The organism is Thermodesulfobacteriota bacterium, from assembly GCA_040753795.1.
GTDB lineage: Bacteria > Desulfobacterota > Desulfobacteria > Desulfobacterales > Desulfosudaceae > JBFMDX01.
The window spans coordinates 1-14,359 of sequence record JBFMDX010000034.1 but is presented as its reverse complement, the minus strand read 5'-3'; the positions used below and the strand labels follow the sequence as shown (position 1 = coordinate 14,359).

The window sequence follows — 14,359 nt, the reverse complement described above, 5'->3', positions numbered from 1 at the left end:
TATAACGTATTTTCAATAAAATCAAGCATATAATTTGATTTTTGACTGGTTTTTAAAGAAAAAAAATTGTAATTTTTAACCATAAAAACGGGGGCTCAAACGACAGGCTGTTGGACAGCCTGTAAAGCCTTCCGCTACACAGGCTGCGGCAGTTGCCCAAATTTTGTAGCGGAGGTCTTTAGACCTCCATATGTAAGGCCGAGGCCTTCCGCTACATCGTTTGTATGCAAACCAAAAAATGATAATTGAAGGGCTTTTTCGAGGAGGCTGGACATGGAACAATGGCACAAAACAGGGTGCGTATTATGCGCCCAGAACTGCGGGCTCGAAGTTCTGGTGGAAAACAACCGAATGGTCAAAGTGAGGCCGGATAAACAGAACCCCCGCAGCCAGGGCTATGCCTGCCGCAAGGGGCTGAACATCATTCATCACCAGCATCATGCCCAGCGGCTGACCCACCCGCTCAAGCGGGTAGGTGACCGTTTTGAACGCATCTCCTGGGACCAGGCCATTGATGAAATCGCCGGCCGGCTCAAAGACATCACGGCCGCCCACGGCCCCCGGTCCTTTGCCTACATGGGCGGCGGTGGTCAGGGCTGCCATTTCGAGGCGGCCTTCGGCGTGCCCCTGATGCGGGGCCTTGGGTCCCGCTATCATTATAACGCCCTGGCCCAGGAACTGACCGGCCTGTTCTGGGCCTGGAAGGAAGCCACCGGCCGCCAGTTCCTGATATCCGATCATGATCATACGGATGTGCTTCTGGCCATCGGCTGGAACGGGATGATGAGCCATCAGATGCCCCGGGCCAGAAAATATCTGACGGCGTTCGCCAAAGATCCCGGCAAGGTGCTGATCGTCATCGATCCCCGGCAATCGGAAACGGCAAAAATCGCCGATATTCATCTGGCCCCGCGGCCGGGGACCGACGCCCTTCTCACCCGGGCAATGATTGCCATTATTATTAATGAAGGATGGGAAAACGCCGATTATATCCGGGACCATGTTTCGGGATTCACGGAGATCCGCCCGCTGTTTGAGAATTTCGATTTCCGGGCGGCCATTGACATGTGCGCCCTGGACTATGAACAGGTCCGCGAGGTCTGCCGGCTGACGGCGACCCGGAAATCATCCATGCATCCGGACCTGGGGGTGCTGATGAACCGCCACAGCACGGCGACCTCTGCCCTGGAAATCATTCTCATGGCCGTGTGCGGCCGCATCGGCGTACCCGGCGGCAACATCGTTCCCGGTGCCATGCCCCTGGCCGGCGGCGGTGGCTCGTCCGGTAAAAAGAAGGAAGAAGAGTGGAAAACAGTCAAAACCGGTTTCCCGCCGTTGAGCGGATACTATCCGCCCAACGTCATGCCCGAGGAGATCATGAACGATCATCCCGAGCGTCTGCGGGCCGTGCTCTGCTGCGGCGCCAACCCGCTGCGCTCTTATGCCGACACCACCGCCTACGAACAGGCCTTTGGCCAACTGGACCTGCTGGTGACCTGCGAACTGGCCATGACCGAGACGGCGGTCTTGTCCCATTACGTGTTGCCGGCCCGGTCGGGATATGAATCCTGGGACGCGACTTTTTTTGCCTGGAATTATCCCGAGATTTATTTCCAGATGCGCCGGCCGGTGGTTCAACCGGAAGGGGAACCTCTGGAGATGAGCCAGATCCTGGTGAAACTGGCCGACCGGCTGGGCTTGATCCCGGACATCCCCGCCGCGCTTTTTGAAGCGGCCAAGAAGGACCGGGCCGCCTATGCCGCGGAACTGATGACCTTTGTCATGACCGAACCCCGGGCACTGAAGGCCATTACCTTTGTCCTGGCTCAAACCCTGGGCGAAGAGCTGGGCTCCGCCAACCTGGCGGCCCTGTGGGGCATGCTGCAGACGGCTCCCGGGCATTTTCAGGAAGACGCGGCCCGGGCCGGATTCACGCCGGGGCCGGACTTCGGTGAGCGGATGTTCCAGGCGATTGTCGATCATCCCGAAGGCTTGTGGGTCGGAAAATGCGATCCGGCCGGGGCCATGAAGGCCATCAAAACCCCGGACGGCCGCGTTCAGGTGGCCTATCCCGAGATGCGGGAATGGATCAGTTCCATCACGCCGGAATCCGAGCGCGCCGCGCTTGAATCCGACTCCCGCTGGCCGCTGATTCTCATGGCCGGCCGGCACATGGATATGAATGCCAATACCCTCATGCGTGATCCGTCATGGAATGAAGGCCGGAGGGCCTGCACCCTGGCCATGAACCCGGCCGATGCCGAACGCCTGGGACTTGCCGACGGACAGCAAGTGAAGGTGATCACCGAAGCCGGAGAAGAAATTGCCGAACTGGAGGTCACCGGCGAAACACGCCCGGGCCAGGTCATGCTTCCCCATGGCTTCGGCCTGAATTTCATGGGACGCGTTTACGGCGCCAACGCCAACCGGCTGACGAAAAACACCCACCGCGACAAGTTCGCCGGAACGCCGCTGCATCGGTATGTGCCCTGCCGGTTGGAGAAGGCTGGCCGATAACAAAAACAACAGGAGCGATCATGGAGTGCTTTTTCAATCCCGACGGCGTGGCCGTTATCGGCGCGTCCGATTCCGCCGGCAAAGGCGGATACAATATCGTTCACAATATCAAAAACACATACCGGGGCCGCGTTTATCCGGTCAATTCCCGTTACACGGCGGTCCAGGGGCTGCCCTGTTACCCATCGGCCCGTGATTTGCCGGAAAAGATCGACCTGGCCATCGTGTTCGTGCCGGCTCCGGCGATCCCCACTGTGATCGAGGACTGCGCCGCGGCCGGGGTCCGGGGCGTCATCATCCAGTCGGCCGGGTTCGCTGAGGTCGGCCCGGAAGGGCAGGCCCTGCAGGAGAAAGTTCTGGCAACGGCCGGGGCTCACGGCATCCGCCTCTGGGGTCCCAACTGTATCGGCCTGGTGGATGTCGCCGGCCGCCAGGTGTTTTCCTTTGTGTCGCCGGATATCATCGGCCAGGGCATGGTTCCCGGCCGGGTATCCATGATCGTGCAGAGCGGTATGCTCTCCGGCGGATTTCTGCTGGACATGATGTCCGGCGACAGCATGGGATTTGCCCGGGTATGCTCCATCGGCAATAAAATGGATGTCAACGAGTGCGACATCCTGGAATATCTGATCGATGATCCCGACACCGGGGTCATCGGCTGCTATCTGGAAACGCTGGTCGACGGCCGCCGGTTTGTCGAGCTCTGCCGCCGGACCGACAAGCCGGTGGTGGTCATCAAGGGCGGCCGGACCGAGCACGGCGCCCGGGCGGCCAAAAGCCACACCGCCGGCATGGCGGCCGACGCGGCCGTGGTCAGCGGCATCCTGGCCCAGGCCGGGGTTATCGAGGCCGCTGACTTTAAACAGATGGCCGATATCTGCAACGCCCTGGCGCTGACCGGGGCCTGCCCCGGGAAAGAGGAGGGCCGGGTGGCCATCCTGACTTACAGCGGCGGCGCGGGTATCATCTCCACGGACCTGATGGCCGGGCGGCGGCTGCGTCTGGCCGAACTGCGTGCGGAAACAAAAGAGAAAATGGCGCCGGTTTTCCCGGACTGGATGCCGGTCAACAATCCGGTGGATTTCTGGCCGGCGGTGGAGAAAAGCGGCGCCGTCAAAACCTATCTCACCTGTTTCCAGGCGGTGCTGGAAGATCCCGACGTGGATGTGGTCTTCATGCACCTGTTTACCGGAAGCCGTTTAAAACTGGATTTCGGCAGCCTGGCCGAAGCGTCCCGGAAGGCGAACAAACCCCTGTTCTGCTGGGTCATCGGCCATCAGCAGGCCCGGCGGGAAATCCGCGACGCGCTGCAGCAGGAGGGTGTGCCGGTATTCCGGGAGTTGGATCGAGCCATGCTCTGCATTGACGCGCTGTTCGCGCATCAGCGGTTTGTGAAACGCCGTATCGCCCGACGCGCCGGCTGATCTGTTTGAGAGGAAGAAACATGTGCGGCCGTTTTGCCATGACAGTGCCCCTGTCCACCCTGATCAGGGAATTCGGGATTGAAAGAACCGACTGCGATGTCCGGCCGAGTTACAATATCGCCCCCGGCCGGGACATCGCCGCCATCGTGCATGACGACGGGAAAGTGCTGACGGCTTTCCGCTGGGGTCTGGTGCCGTTCTGGACAAAAGATCCGTCAACAGGCAGCCGCATGATTAATGCCCGGGCCGAATCGGTGGCTGAAAAGCCGGCCTTTCGTCAGGCCTTCCGGGCCCGGCGCTGCCTGATCGCGGCCAGCGGTTTTTATGAGTGGAAAAAGGATGGCCGGGAAAAACGCCCGGTTTATATACGGCCCAAAACAGCCGACCTCATCTGTCTGGCGGGGGTATACGAATTCTGGCAGTCTGCCGACGGGCGGCGTCTGGCCACCTGCGCCATCATCACCACGGAAGCGAATTCCCTTATCCGGCCTGTTCATGACCGCATGCCGGTCATTATCCGCAAAGCGGATCATCCGCTCTGGTTCGATCGTTCCGGCCCTGTGCGCGGCGCGCAGATGCTGCTAACGCCTTATCCGGATGATGAACTGGAAATATACAATGTATCAGGGAAGGTCAATTCGCCGGTCAATGATTCGCCGGAATGCATTCAACGGGAGGGGGGATAAAAAAATGGAAAGGCGGTTTATGGCTTTCACGTTCCATAAACCGCCTTGAACCGGTACTTACTAAATAGCGTCGTTGAGGTCTTTGCCAGCTTTGAACTTAACGGCGTTTCTGGCTTTGATTTTGATGGCGGCGCCGGTCTGGGGATTGCGACCGGTGCGGGCTTTGCGATGCACCTTGGAGAAAGTTCCGAAACCAACCAGGGTGAGCTTTCCGTCTTTGGCCTTGAGGGATTTCTTTACGCAGGCGGTAAAGGAATCCAGGGCTTTCCCGGCGGCGGCTTTGGAAATCTTCGCGTCTTTGGCCATCTGATCAATTAATTCTGCCTTGGTCATACATCCTCCTCCTCTTTTAAGTTGGTGTTTGTGGACGTGATCTTCGTCACGATGTTTCAAAAAAAATAACACACCCGATTTTATTTTTCAAAACATATTTTCATCTGACGCGATTTTTTTTACTGTTCATGGCCGTTTCCGGGCACACCCGTCCCGGATCGTTGACGGGGCGGGCGCAAGCGGTCATGACCGTTTACCGGCGTTTGTACCTGGTGACAGGGCGCCGGCGGTCGGACATGGTTTGCTTCCCGATCGCCTATTCCCGCGGTTTTGCTCCGGCCACGGTGTTCATCAGCATATTGAAGAAGAGCATCAGTTTGAAGACGGCAAAAATCGACACCCGCTCTTCCGGCGAATAGAGGCGATCAAATTCCGCGGAAAGATCCGGGTCGGGAAAATTCCCTGCAAAGACCAGGTAGGTCCGGACCCATTGCAGGGCTACCCATTCGCGGTGATCGAGATGGTCACGGGACAGGTTCTTGAGAACATCCATCTCCCGGTCTGAGAGACCGGCGATTCGACCGAACCGCCGATGAGCCGCCAGTCAATGCCGGCAGTTGTTGGCCAGGGCGGTGGTGATCATGATCTTTTCACGAAACCCCGGTGAAATCGTCCGCAAGCCGTAGACCCGCGCCAGGGGCCAGGCGTATCGGGTCAGGTCGAAGAGACGGTAAAAAAAATGCCCCGGACTCCGATACCGCCGCCTGCAAGTAACGCCCGGCTGATCCCCTCTGTCCATGTCATAAAAGGAAAGATCATAACGGACGCCGCCGGTGGTCCATACAAACGACCAGCCGAGAACAATCAGCGGCAAAAACAAGATCATCATTATTAATACCCACATCCTGTCAATCTCCTTATTCCAAATAAATTATACAAGCGGGCAAGCGAACCTCAACGCCTCACGGGCGCTTGCGCCCGACTCAACTACTCAACGGCGCGCAGCGCCTTCTCAACCTCTCACCCATCAACCCATAACCCTGAACCTTAAACCATCACCCCCCCAGATAGGCCTTCTTGACCTCCGGGTTGTCGAGCAGGTCCCGTGAATTTCCTTCGGCCACGATTTTTCCGGTGTCCAGAACATATCCCCGGTGGGCAAATTTGAGGGCGAAATGGGCGTTCTGCTCGACCAGCAGAATGGTCATGCCGTCGACGTTCAACTCCCGCAGGGCCTGGAACATCTCCATCATCAGCAGCGGCGCCAGCCCCATGGAGGGTTCGTCCAGCAGGATAAAATCACAGCCGGTCATGAGGGCCCGGCTCACGGCCAGCATCTGCTGTTCGCCGCCGCTCAAGGTTTCCCCGCGTTGCTTCCGCCGCCGGGCCAGCTGGGGGAAGAGCCCGTAAACCCGGTCATAGTCTTTTTTTAAGGCCGGGTCGTTTTTCCGTGAGAACGTCGCCAGCTTCAGGTTTTCCTCCACGGTCAGGTTACCGAAGATGTGCCGCCCTTCCGGCGCCAGGGCCATATGAAAATCGGAGACAACGCGATGGGCCGGTATGGGTGTCAGGCTGATGCCCTGGTAGAGCACCACCCCCCGGGTGACCCGGGGCCCTTCCGGCGGCGGCACGCGGGTGATGGCCGAAAGCGTGGTGGTCTTGCCGGCGCCGTTGGCCCCGATCAGGGTGACGATCTCCCCCCGGTCCACATGAAAGGATATGCCGTGAAGGGCCTTGATATTCCCGTAGGCGGCGTGAAGTTCCCGAACGTCCAGCAGCATCAGGCTGTTTCTCCTCCCAGGTAGGCCCGGATCACGTCCGGATGGTTCCGGATTTCTTCCGGCGTACCTTCGGCGATGGTCCGGCCGAAATCGATGACCTGGATCCGGGAACACAGGGACATGACCACCGCCATCTGGTGTTCGATCATCCAGATGGCGATCCTGAATTCTTCGAAGATCCGGCGGATGAGGGCGATGAGGTCTACGATATCCGAGGAATTCAGACCCGCCGCCGGTTCGTCCAGGAGAAGGAGCTGCGGCCGGATGGAAAGCGCCCGGGCGATTTCCACCTTGCGCTGAATGCCGTAGGGCAGGTTCCGGGGCCTGTCGCCGGCCAGGTGGGCCAGATCCATGGACTCCAGGATTTCCATGGCCCGGTACCGGATGCTCTGCTCGCCGCGGCCGTAACGTCGGGTCCTTGCCAGAACGTCCCAGAGGCCGTAGCCCAGGGCGGAATGATGGGCCACCAGGATGTTGTCCAGGACGCTCATGTCGTTCCAGAGCCGGATGTTCTGGAAGGTGCGGGCGATGCCCCGGGCGGTGATACGATGGGGCTTCTGGCCGCTGATGGATTTCCCCTGGAAGAGGATGTCCCCCCGGGTAGGGGCGTAAAACCCGCTGACCAGGTTGAAGACCGTGGTCTTGCCGGCGCCGTTGGGGCCGATCAGGCCCACCAGCTCCGGGCCGTCAAAGCGCATGGAAAAATCGGACACGGCCGTCAGTCCGCCGAATTCCCGGGTCAGATTGTTTATGGTCAGAAGCGTCATGGTTCTTATTTAAATTTATAATATTTCCTCAATCGCGGGAGAAAGTCCGCCAGTTCCCGGTTGCCCATGATGCCCTCCGGCCGGAACTGCATCAGCAGCACCAGCAGCAGGGGGATGATGATCCATTTCACCACCTGGCTCAACTGGTAGGTGTCGGGCACCAGGGGGATAAGATGAATGGCCGAATCCAGAACCGGAATGACAAACCGCAGCCCCTCGATCAGGAGCGTAAACAGGATGGCGGCCAGGACCGATCCGCTCAGAGAGGCCATGCCCCCCAGATACACCATGACCAGGCATTCCGTCGATTTCATGATACCGAATGAGTTGGGGTTGATGTATCCCAGGATATGGGCGTAAAGCCCGCCGGCAATACCGGCTAAAAAGGCTGAAAGCATGAAGGCCGCCACCTTCATCCGGTCGGTGTTGACGCTCATGATCTCGGCCGCCACCTCGTCCTGGCAGATGGCGATGATCCCCTTGCCGTAGGTGGAAGTGACGAAGCGCCGGATGATAAATACGGTCAGAACGGTGAAGATCAGCACCCAGATCAGCATCCAGGGCAGATCGACGGCGTCGCTCATGAAAAATACGATTTTTTTCATGCCCATGAGCCCCCGGGCGCCGCCCAGGCTTTCTAAATTGATGAAGATGTTGCAGACGATAAAGTTGGCCGCCAGAGTGATGATGGCCAGGTAGTCGTCACGGGTTTTAAACGACGGTACGGCCACCATCAGGCCGGCCAGGGCGGCAACGACGCCGCCGGCGATCAGGGTGACCGGAAACAGGAAGAGGGCCAGGGCTTCCGGCAGAAACGGCCCGGCCAGGGGCGGCGAATTGGTGAACAGGACCAGGTTGAGGACGGAGCTGACATAGGCGCCGACGGCCATGAAGGCGGCGTGTCCGCAGGCGAACTCGCCCATGTAGCCGTTGATGATGTTGAGGCTGGCCGCCAGAATGATGTTGATCCCGATGAACATGATGATGGTCTGAACGTACTGGTCCAGCAGGTCGAACCGGGCGGCCAGAACGGTTCCGGCCGCCAGGATGAGGAGCAGGGCCGGTACGCTGAATCGTTTCATTCTTTTGCCTAAATCTTGGTTGACTGGGCCAGGCCGAACAGGCCGGTGGGCCTGATGACCAGCAGGGTCATGAGAATGGAAAAGGCGATCAGGTCCCGGAAGGTGGAGGGAAAGGCCGCCACCACCAGGATTTCGATAAACCCCAGCAGAAACCCGCCGACAAAGGCCCCCCGGATGTCGCCGATGCCGCCGACCACGGCCGCGATAAAGGCCTTCCAGCCGAGCATGGCGCCCATGAACGGATCCAGCACCGGGTAGGACAGGGCGTACAAAATTCCGGCCAGGCCGGCCAGGGAGGACCCCAGGGTAAAGGTCACGACAATAATGGCATCCAGGGAGATGCCCATCAGGGGGATGGCGAACCGGTCGTAAGACACGGCCCGCATGGCCATGCCGATTTTTGTCCGGTGGACAAAGGCGTTTAACAGGAGAAACACGGCCACGGCCGTGAGGATGACGATGATTTTCAGGTTGGTCATGCTGACCGGGCCGACCTGATAAACCACCTTGTCCATGAGTTCGGGAAAGCTTTTCCGGCTGGCGCCCAGAAAGGCCAGATTGCCGTACTCCAGGATCAGGCCGCACATGAGGGCGGTGATGACCACGTACAACCGGTTAACCCCCTTTCGCCGCAATGGGCGGTAGGCGATCCGTTCCAGAGTCACGCCGCAGGCCGAGGTCAGGATCATGGTGAGGGGAATGGTCAAGGCCAGGGTGGCCCCTCCGGAAAGCCCTTCGCCGCCTTTAAAAAGGAAAGCGGAGATGAAAAAGGCGATGTAGGCCCCGACCATGAAGATGTCGCCGTGGGCGAAATTGATCAGCCGCAGCACGCCATAGACCAGGGTGTATCCCAGGGCGATCAGGGAATAGAAACTGCCCCACTGCAGGGCGTTGAAAATGTTTTGAATGAGATTTTCGGTCATTTAGCAATATATAGGGTTCAAGGTTCAGGGGCAAACCGACTTCGTGAACACGAACTCGCCCTTTTCGTTGATCCGCACCACCACGGCGCACTTGATGGGATCGCCCTGTTCGTCAAACCGCATGTTGCCGGTAATGCCCTTTACCTCCTTGATGGCCGCGATCCCGTCCCGGACGTTTTTCCGGTCCTTTTCAATGTTCCCGGTGAGCTTGCCGGCGTTCTGGATACCGGTCAGCACCACCTGGAGGGCGTCCCAGGTCAGGGCGGCCACGTCCGCCGGCTGATACCCGTACAGCTTTTCATACTTGTCGATGAATTCTCTGGTCGCGCCGGTGGCGCCGGCCGCGGCATAGTGGGTGGAGAAATACTGGCCGACGCAGTCATCCCCGCACAGCTTCATCAGCTCGGAATTTCCCCAGGCGTCTGAGCCCATGAACGGCCCTTTCCAGCCCAGGTCGTGGGCCTGTTTCACGATCAGGGCCACTTCGTTGTAGTTGTCGGGCAGGAAGATGAAGTCGGGTTTAGCCGCGATGATCTTGGTCAACTGGGCGGAAAAATCCTGGTCCTTGTCCCCGTAGCTCTCAAAGGCCTTCACCGATCCCTGGCCCTGCTTTTTTTCAAAATAATCCCGGAAGATCTCGGCCAGCCCTTTACTGTAATCGTTGGACAGAGCATAAAGCACGGCCGCTGTTTTGGCCTGAAACTGATCGGCGGCAAAATCGGCGGCAATGGGCCCCTGGAAGGGGTCGAGGAAAGCGGCCCGGAAAACCCAGGGCCGGTTTCTGGTGGTGTCCGGGTTGGTGGACCAGGGCGAGATCATGGGCGTGCGGTTGTCGTCGCAGACCTGGCCGGCGGGAATGGCCTGCTTGCTGGAGTTGGGGCCGACAATAGCCAGAACCTGGTCCTTTTCAATCAACTTCAGGGCCACCATGACCGCGGATTCGGCCTTGGATTCGTTGTCCTCGTAGATGAATTCCAGCAGGTATTTTTCGCCGCCCACTTCCAGGCCGCCATTGGCGTTGATTTCATTCTTCATCATTTCCCCGGCGAACTTGGATTCCTCGCCCACCTTGGGAATGTCTCCGGTCAGGGAAATGTTGAATCCGATCTTGATAGTTTTTGCGAAACACACGGAAGCCGCCAGCAGGATCACCAGCGTACCCGCCAATATCCTCAATTTCTTTTTCATCTCAACCCCCGGTTTTTTATTCGTTATCCCTCGGCATCATGTCTTCGTCATCCTCCGGCTTGACCGGGGGATTCAGTAGCGGAAGCCTTCCAGCCGTCAGCAGGCGGCCTGAATGCCGCCCCTACATCCCTGGTCGCCCCGTCCATACCCCTGATCTGGATTTGGATGCTCCCGGTTTCTACCATGATCCGGGTGGAGATTCAAGGAGATCAATCCCAAAACCGGTCCGGCTCAATGTGTCGGTCCCGTCTCTTTCTTAAAATGCACGGCAACAAATGCCGCTATTAAACTGGTCACGAACAGATATCGGTGTTATATTCACAAACTATCATACGGATAATCGTTACGGCAGATAATGGAGATCACGGATCAGGGAGGAACAAATGCCGCTCTATGAGACAGCCCTGGAACTGGCGGAGAAGCTGAAAGAAGCCAGGCTTCAGGCGGCCGCTCTGGCCAAAGAACTTCTGGAAACCGAATATCAGTTGAAGGTCGCCAAGGCCGGTGTGGAAAGGGCGCTGATCAAGAAGGTCCGGAGCGAGAAAGTACTGGGCAACACGCTGGAAGACCGCACCCGGATATTCACCATGGCGCTGGACGCGGACGGGGATTACAAGGCCCGGCTCAAGCAGCAGGCGGATCTGACCCTGAAGCTGGAGCAGGCGAAAATCGAGACGTCTTTTCTGCGGGATAAGCTGACCGTCACCCTGGCGGCCATGAGAATGCCTGAACCGGTTGAGGAGTGAGTGCTATCAAAAATCAGGAGAAGTCCATTATGTCCACCCTCGAACGGGCGATTGAGATCGCCGTCAGAGTCCATGCCGGCAGGAAAGACAAAGCCGGCGCGCCTTATATCCTTCATCCCCTCCGGGTGATGCTGAAGCTCACGGCCCCGGAGGAACAGATAACGGCCGTGCTGCATGACGTGATTGAAGACAGCCAGGGGGAAACCCGGGTGACGATCGGTGATCTGAGGCAGGAAGGGTTTTCCGAGACGGTTATCAGGGCCGTCGATTCCGTCACGAAACGCAAAAACGAAACCTACAACCAATATATCCTGCGGGCGGCGTCCAACCCTATCGGCCGGCGGGTCAAGCTGGCCGATCTGGAGGACAACTGCGATCTGTCCCGGATCGCCAACCCGACCCGGCCGGATCAGGAACGAATCGACAAGTACCGGCGGGCCATCGAGTTGATCATGAAGTGCTGATATATATTGGTGAGCGGTTTAAAAAAGGGGACGCCCGTAAGGGGCGTCCCCGTGATGGATGGAAACTATATGGCGTCGGCGATGTCGGCCAGAGAGTCCATGATGGCGTTGATCATGGTGTTGAAGCCGCCCATGTCGTTGATCATGCCGCTGTAGTCGGTCTCGGAACCGGCAAAGAAGAAGCTCACGCCCGCCTGGTCAAGACGGATGTACTCGCAGCGCATCTGCTTGAGGCGCTTCATGAGCTCGGCGTTGGCGGCCACCTTCTCTCCGAAGGTTTTATCGGCGGCATAGAGGGAGCCGGCCTTGAACCCGATCCCGGTGACCTCGGGCTGCAGGTCGTCGGGCTTGACGTTGGCATAGGAACTGAGCACGTCCAGCCGCGGGACCTTGGGTTTGTTGTGGGTCAGCACGATGGTGACCGACAGCGGCTGGCCGATGGCCTGGGACAGCAGCCGGTCCAGCGGGCTGCCCGTCACGTTGCCCACGTACTCGCCCTGTCCGGTCAGGAAAGCCGCCAGCCCGCCGGCCTCGCGGCCGATTTCGCCCATGGTCACCCGCGTGGCGTATCGGCCCCAGACATGAGGCGCCTCGGCGTGATAGAGCACCTTGTACCCGCGATGGGTCTTGCCGAGGTAGGCCTTTTCCGTGTTGGGAACCTGAACCGGCGTTAGGCCGGTCTGGGCCTCAAAATCCGCCATCACCTGCTGCTGGCTCGGGACCGACACGCAGCCCGCCGCCGCCAGGCAGACCGACACAACCGCCGCGCACAGCCATTTCCCTTTTCCTGTTTTCATCGCTCCCCCTTTTTAACTGTTTTGTGTATTCCCGCGGTTAAAATTTTCTCGCGCCCCGGACTCGGACCCCAATGCTGATTTTTTAGAGAAGGCCTTAGAATTATGGAATATTCTATCAGGCCAAGGGGTTTTGGTCAATGTCTACCATTTTCACCGTTCTCAACGTCATTTTCGGGATTTTTTTATTGAATTGCCCAGGTCACGCTCAAGATGATAAAGTACTAAAAATACAGGGGAGCCTTAATTTTTCCAAGTTATATTCTTTTTTATCATACTCATTTGACAGGGAGGCGCATTATGATTCAGAAAAAGCATGTCACAAACCATAGGTCTGCCTATCCGTCCGGCAAAGCAAACCCCGTCGTTTACATGGTCATCGGTTTGATCATGCTCTTTACCGGTACCACGGCCTGGGCAGTGGAATACTGGGGGCTTTCAGGCGCCCCTGCCAATGACGGCGGGCTCGGATTCAGTATGGAAAATACCGCTCTGGGACCTTACGCCAACGCCAGCACCTACGTCGGTGGTTCCGGCGTCTGGGCCACTGCCGTAGGTGCACACTGCGACGCCACCGGCGACCACAGCACCGCCATCGGCGGATACAGCACCGCCACCGGCGCATACAGCACCGCCACCGGCGCGATCAGCCATGCCACCGGGGGAGGCAGTACTGCCAGCGGTTATTGGAGTGAAGCCACCAACAGTGGCAGCACCGCTTATGGCTTTGCCAGCGACGCCACCGGCTATGGCAGCACCGCCACCGGCGCTGGTAGCGACGCCACCGGCTATGGCAGCACCGCCACCGGCTATGACAGCAAAGCCAGCGGGACCTCCTCGGTTGCCCTGGGCTATGGATCAAACGACGGCGGCTTGAGCAACGTCGTTTCCGTGGGCACGGTCGGCGGTGAACGCCGGATCATCAACGTCACCGCCGGCACCAGCGGTACCGACGCGGTCAACCTGAGCCAGCTCAACACCACCGCGGCCGATACATTGACCGCGGCCAACGCCTACACCAATACCCATATCGTCATCAATGATACGGATGGATATGGCAACCCGGTGGTAACCGGCGACAACTCCGTGGCTGTCGGACCCGGTTCCTTTGTTTCCGGCTATGGCAGTTTAGCCGCCGGCACCGCCAGCAGCGCCACGGGCACCAACAGCACCGCCATCGGCGTGGCCAGTACCGCCAGCATTGAATACTGCACCGCCACAGGCGTTTTAAGCAGCGCTGTCGGCTATGGCAGCACCGCAAACGGTATGATGAGCAACGCCGCGGGCATGTTCAGCATTGCCGCCGGAATGGGGAGTAATGCCACCGGTAATCTGGCCACCGCGATAGGCGCGGGGAGCACTGCCAGCGGCACATCTTCCGTAGCTCTGGGGTTGGGGTCAGACGACGGGGGCCAGAGCGATGTGGTTTCCGTGGGCACGGTCGGCAGCGAACGACGGATCATCAATGTCGCGGACGGTACCAGCGGCACTGACGCGGTCAATCTGGATCAGCTCAACACTATTGCCGCCGGTTCTCTGGCCACGGCCAATCAGTATGCCGACGCAGTGGGCGCCAGCACCCTGGCCTCGGCCAACACTTACACGGACGCCGCCGCGGCCGGCACCCTGGCCTCGGCCAACGGCTACGCGGACAATCGTTCGGCCGACGCCCTGGCTTCGGCCAACGGGTACACGGACAGCCTCATCGCCGTCA

At 58.9% G+C, this 14,359-nt stretch carries 15 protein-coding genes; 6 read left to right on the top strand and 9 right to left on the bottom strand.

Translation table 11 applies throughout. The features are described from left to right. Positions 1-273 precede the first annotated feature (273 nt). The 3 genes from AB1724_20180 to AB1724_20170 are packed head-to-tail and all read left to right on the top strand — an operon-like array spanning position 274 to position 4,627. Entirely contained in the window at positions 274-2,517 is a 2,244-nt protein-coding gene (locus AB1724_20180; protein ID MEW6080135.1) for a molybdopterin-dependent oxidoreductase, read from the top strand. A 20-nt stretch (positions 2,518-2,537) separates the two neighbouring features. After that, a complete protein-coding gene (locus AB1724_20175; GenBank protein ID MEW6080134.1) occupies positions 2,538-3,941 on the top strand; it encodes a CoA-binding protein in 1,404 nt (467 codons plus the stop codon). Positions 3,942-3,961: 20 nt separating this feature from the next. After that, complete coding sequence (locus AB1724_20170; GenBank protein MEW6080133.1) at positions 3,962-4,627, top strand: SOS response-associated peptidase; 666 nt, start codon at positions 3,962-3,964, stop codon at positions 4,625-4,627. A gap of 60 nt (positions 4,628-4,687) precedes the next feature. On the opposite strand, the gene AB1724_20165 is transcribed toward AB1724_20170, so the two are convergent. From AB1724_20165 to AB1724_20130, 8 genes are all read right to left on the bottom strand, one after another. Then, the gene (locus tag AB1724_20165; protein ID MEW6080132.1) at positions 4,688-4,960 is read right to left on the bottom strand and encodes an HU family DNA-binding protein; all 273 of its coding nucleotides are present in this window, start codon (positions 4,958-4,960) and stop codon (positions 4,688-4,690) included. A 256-nt stretch (positions 4,961-5,216) separates the two neighbouring features. Next, entirely contained in the window at positions 5,217-5,453 is a 237-nt protein-coding gene (locus AB1724_20160) for a hypothetical protein (GenBank protein ID MEW6080131.1), read from the bottom strand. 51 nt (positions 5,454-5,504) lie between these two features. Beyond that, a complete protein-coding gene (locus AB1724_20155; protein MEW6080130.1) occupies positions 5,505-5,804 on the bottom strand; it encodes a hypothetical protein in 300 nt (99 codons plus the stop codon). Between the two features lie 151 nt (positions 5,805-5,955). After that, positions 5,956-6,681: an ABC transporter ATP-binding protein gene (locus tag AB1724_20150; GenBank protein ID MEW6080129.1), complete on the bottom strand. Its 726-nt coding sequence runs from the start codon at positions 6,679-6,681 to the stop codon at positions 5,956-5,958. Continuing rightward, positions 6,681-7,448, bottom strand: coding sequence for an ABC transporter ATP-binding protein (locus tag AB1724_20145; protein ID MEW6080128.1), 768 nt, complete (start codon positions 7,446-7,448; stop codon positions 6,681-6,683). Before AB1724_20145 ends, AB1724_20150 begins: the two co-directional genes overlap by 1 nt. A 5-nt stretch (positions 7,449-7,453) precedes the next feature. Beyond that, positions 7,454-8,530: a branched-chain amino acid ABC transporter permease gene (locus AB1724_20140; GenBank protein ID MEW6080127.1), complete on the bottom strand. Its 1,077-nt coding sequence runs from the start codon at positions 8,528-8,530 to the stop codon at positions 7,454-7,456. 8 nt (positions 8,531-8,538) lie between these two features. Then, positions 8,539-9,453, bottom strand: a complete 915-nt coding sequence (locus tag AB1724_20135; GenBank protein MEW6080126.1) for a branched-chain amino acid ABC transporter permease — start codon at positions 9,451-9,453, stop codon at positions 8,539-8,541. Positions 9,454-9,477: 24 nt separating this feature from the next. Next, on the bottom strand, positions 9,478-10,641 hold the full coding sequence (locus AB1724_20130; GenBank protein ID MEW6080125.1) for an ABC transporter substrate-binding protein: 1,164 nt from the start codon (positions 10,639-10,641) through the stop codon (positions 9,478-9,480). 383 nt (positions 10,642-11,024) lie between these two features. On the opposite strand from AB1724_20130, the gene AB1724_20125 reads away from it, so the two are divergent. Then, entirely contained in the window at positions 11,025-11,387 is a 363-nt protein-coding gene (locus tag AB1724_20125; GenBank protein ID MEW6080124.1) for a hypothetical protein, read from the top strand. Between the two features lie 26 nt (positions 11,388-11,413). Beyond that, positions 11,414-11,851 (top strand): GTP pyrophosphokinase, encoded by a 438-nt coding sequence (locus AB1724_20120; GenBank protein ID MEW6080123.1) that lies wholly within the window; start codon positions 11,414-11,416, stop codon positions 11,849-11,851. Positions 11,852-11,916: 65 nt separating this feature from the next. Here AB1724_20120 and AB1724_20115 read toward each other — a convergent pair whose 3' ends face one another. Next, complete coding sequence (locus AB1724_20115; GenBank protein ID MEW6080122.1) at positions 11,917-12,648, bottom strand: hypothetical protein; 732 nt, start codon at positions 12,646-12,648, stop codon at positions 11,917-11,919. Between the two features lie 297 nt (positions 12,649-12,945). Between AB1724_20115 and AB1724_20110 the strand changes: the two genes are divergently transcribed. Further along, positions 12,946-14,359 (top strand): hypothetical protein (locus AB1724_20110; protein MEW6080121.1); only part of this gene is annotated, 1,414 nt, incomplete at its 3' end.

Coding starts and splice junctions, on each gene's coding strand:
- AB1724_20180 (MEW6080135.1), top strand. CDS start 274: ATGGAACAATGGCACAAAACAGGGTGCGTATTATGCGCCCAGAACTGC.
- AB1724_20175 (MEW6080134.1), top strand. CDS start 2,538: ATGGAGTGCTTTTTCAATCCCGACGGCGTGGCCGTTATCGGCGCGTCC.
- AB1724_20170 (MEW6080133.1), top strand. CDS start 3,962: ATGTGCGGCCGTTTTGCCATGACAGTGCCCCTGTCCACCCTGATCAGG.
- AB1724_20165 (MEW6080132.1), bottom strand. CDS start 4,960: ATGACCAAGGCAGAATTAATTGATCAGATGGCCAAAGACGCGAAGATT.
- AB1724_20160 (MEW6080131.1), bottom strand. CDS start 5,453: ATGGATGTTCTCAAGAACCTGTCCCGTGACCATCTCGATCACCGCGAA.
- AB1724_20155 (MEW6080130.1), bottom strand. CDS start 5,804: ATGTGGGTATTAATAATGATGATCTTGTTTTTGCCGCTGATTGTTCTC.
- AB1724_20150 (MEW6080129.1), bottom strand. CDS start 6,681: ATGCTGCTGGACGTTCGGGAACTTCACGCCGCCTACGGGAATATCAAG.
- AB1724_20145 (MEW6080128.1), bottom strand. CDS start 7,448: ATGACGCTTCTGACCATAAACAATCTGACCCGGGAATTCGGCGGACTG.
- AB1724_20140 (MEW6080127.1), bottom strand. CDS start 8,530: ATGAAACGATTCAGCGTACCGGCCCTGCTCCTCATCCTGGCGGCCGGA.
- AB1724_20135 (MEW6080126.1), bottom strand. CDS start 9,453: ATGACCGAAAATCTCATTCAAAACATTTTCAACGCCCTGCAGTGGGGC.
- AB1724_20130 (MEW6080125.1), bottom strand. CDS start 10,641: ATGAAAAAGAAATTGAGGATATTGGCGGGTACGCTGGTGATCCTGCTG.
- AB1724_20125 (MEW6080124.1), top strand. CDS start 11,025: ATGCCGCTCTATGAGACAGCCCTGGAACTGGCGGAGAAGCTGAAAGAA.
- AB1724_20115 (MEW6080122.1), bottom strand. CDS start 12,648: ATGAAAACAGGAAAAGGGAAATGGCTGTGCGCGGCGGTTGTGTCGGTC.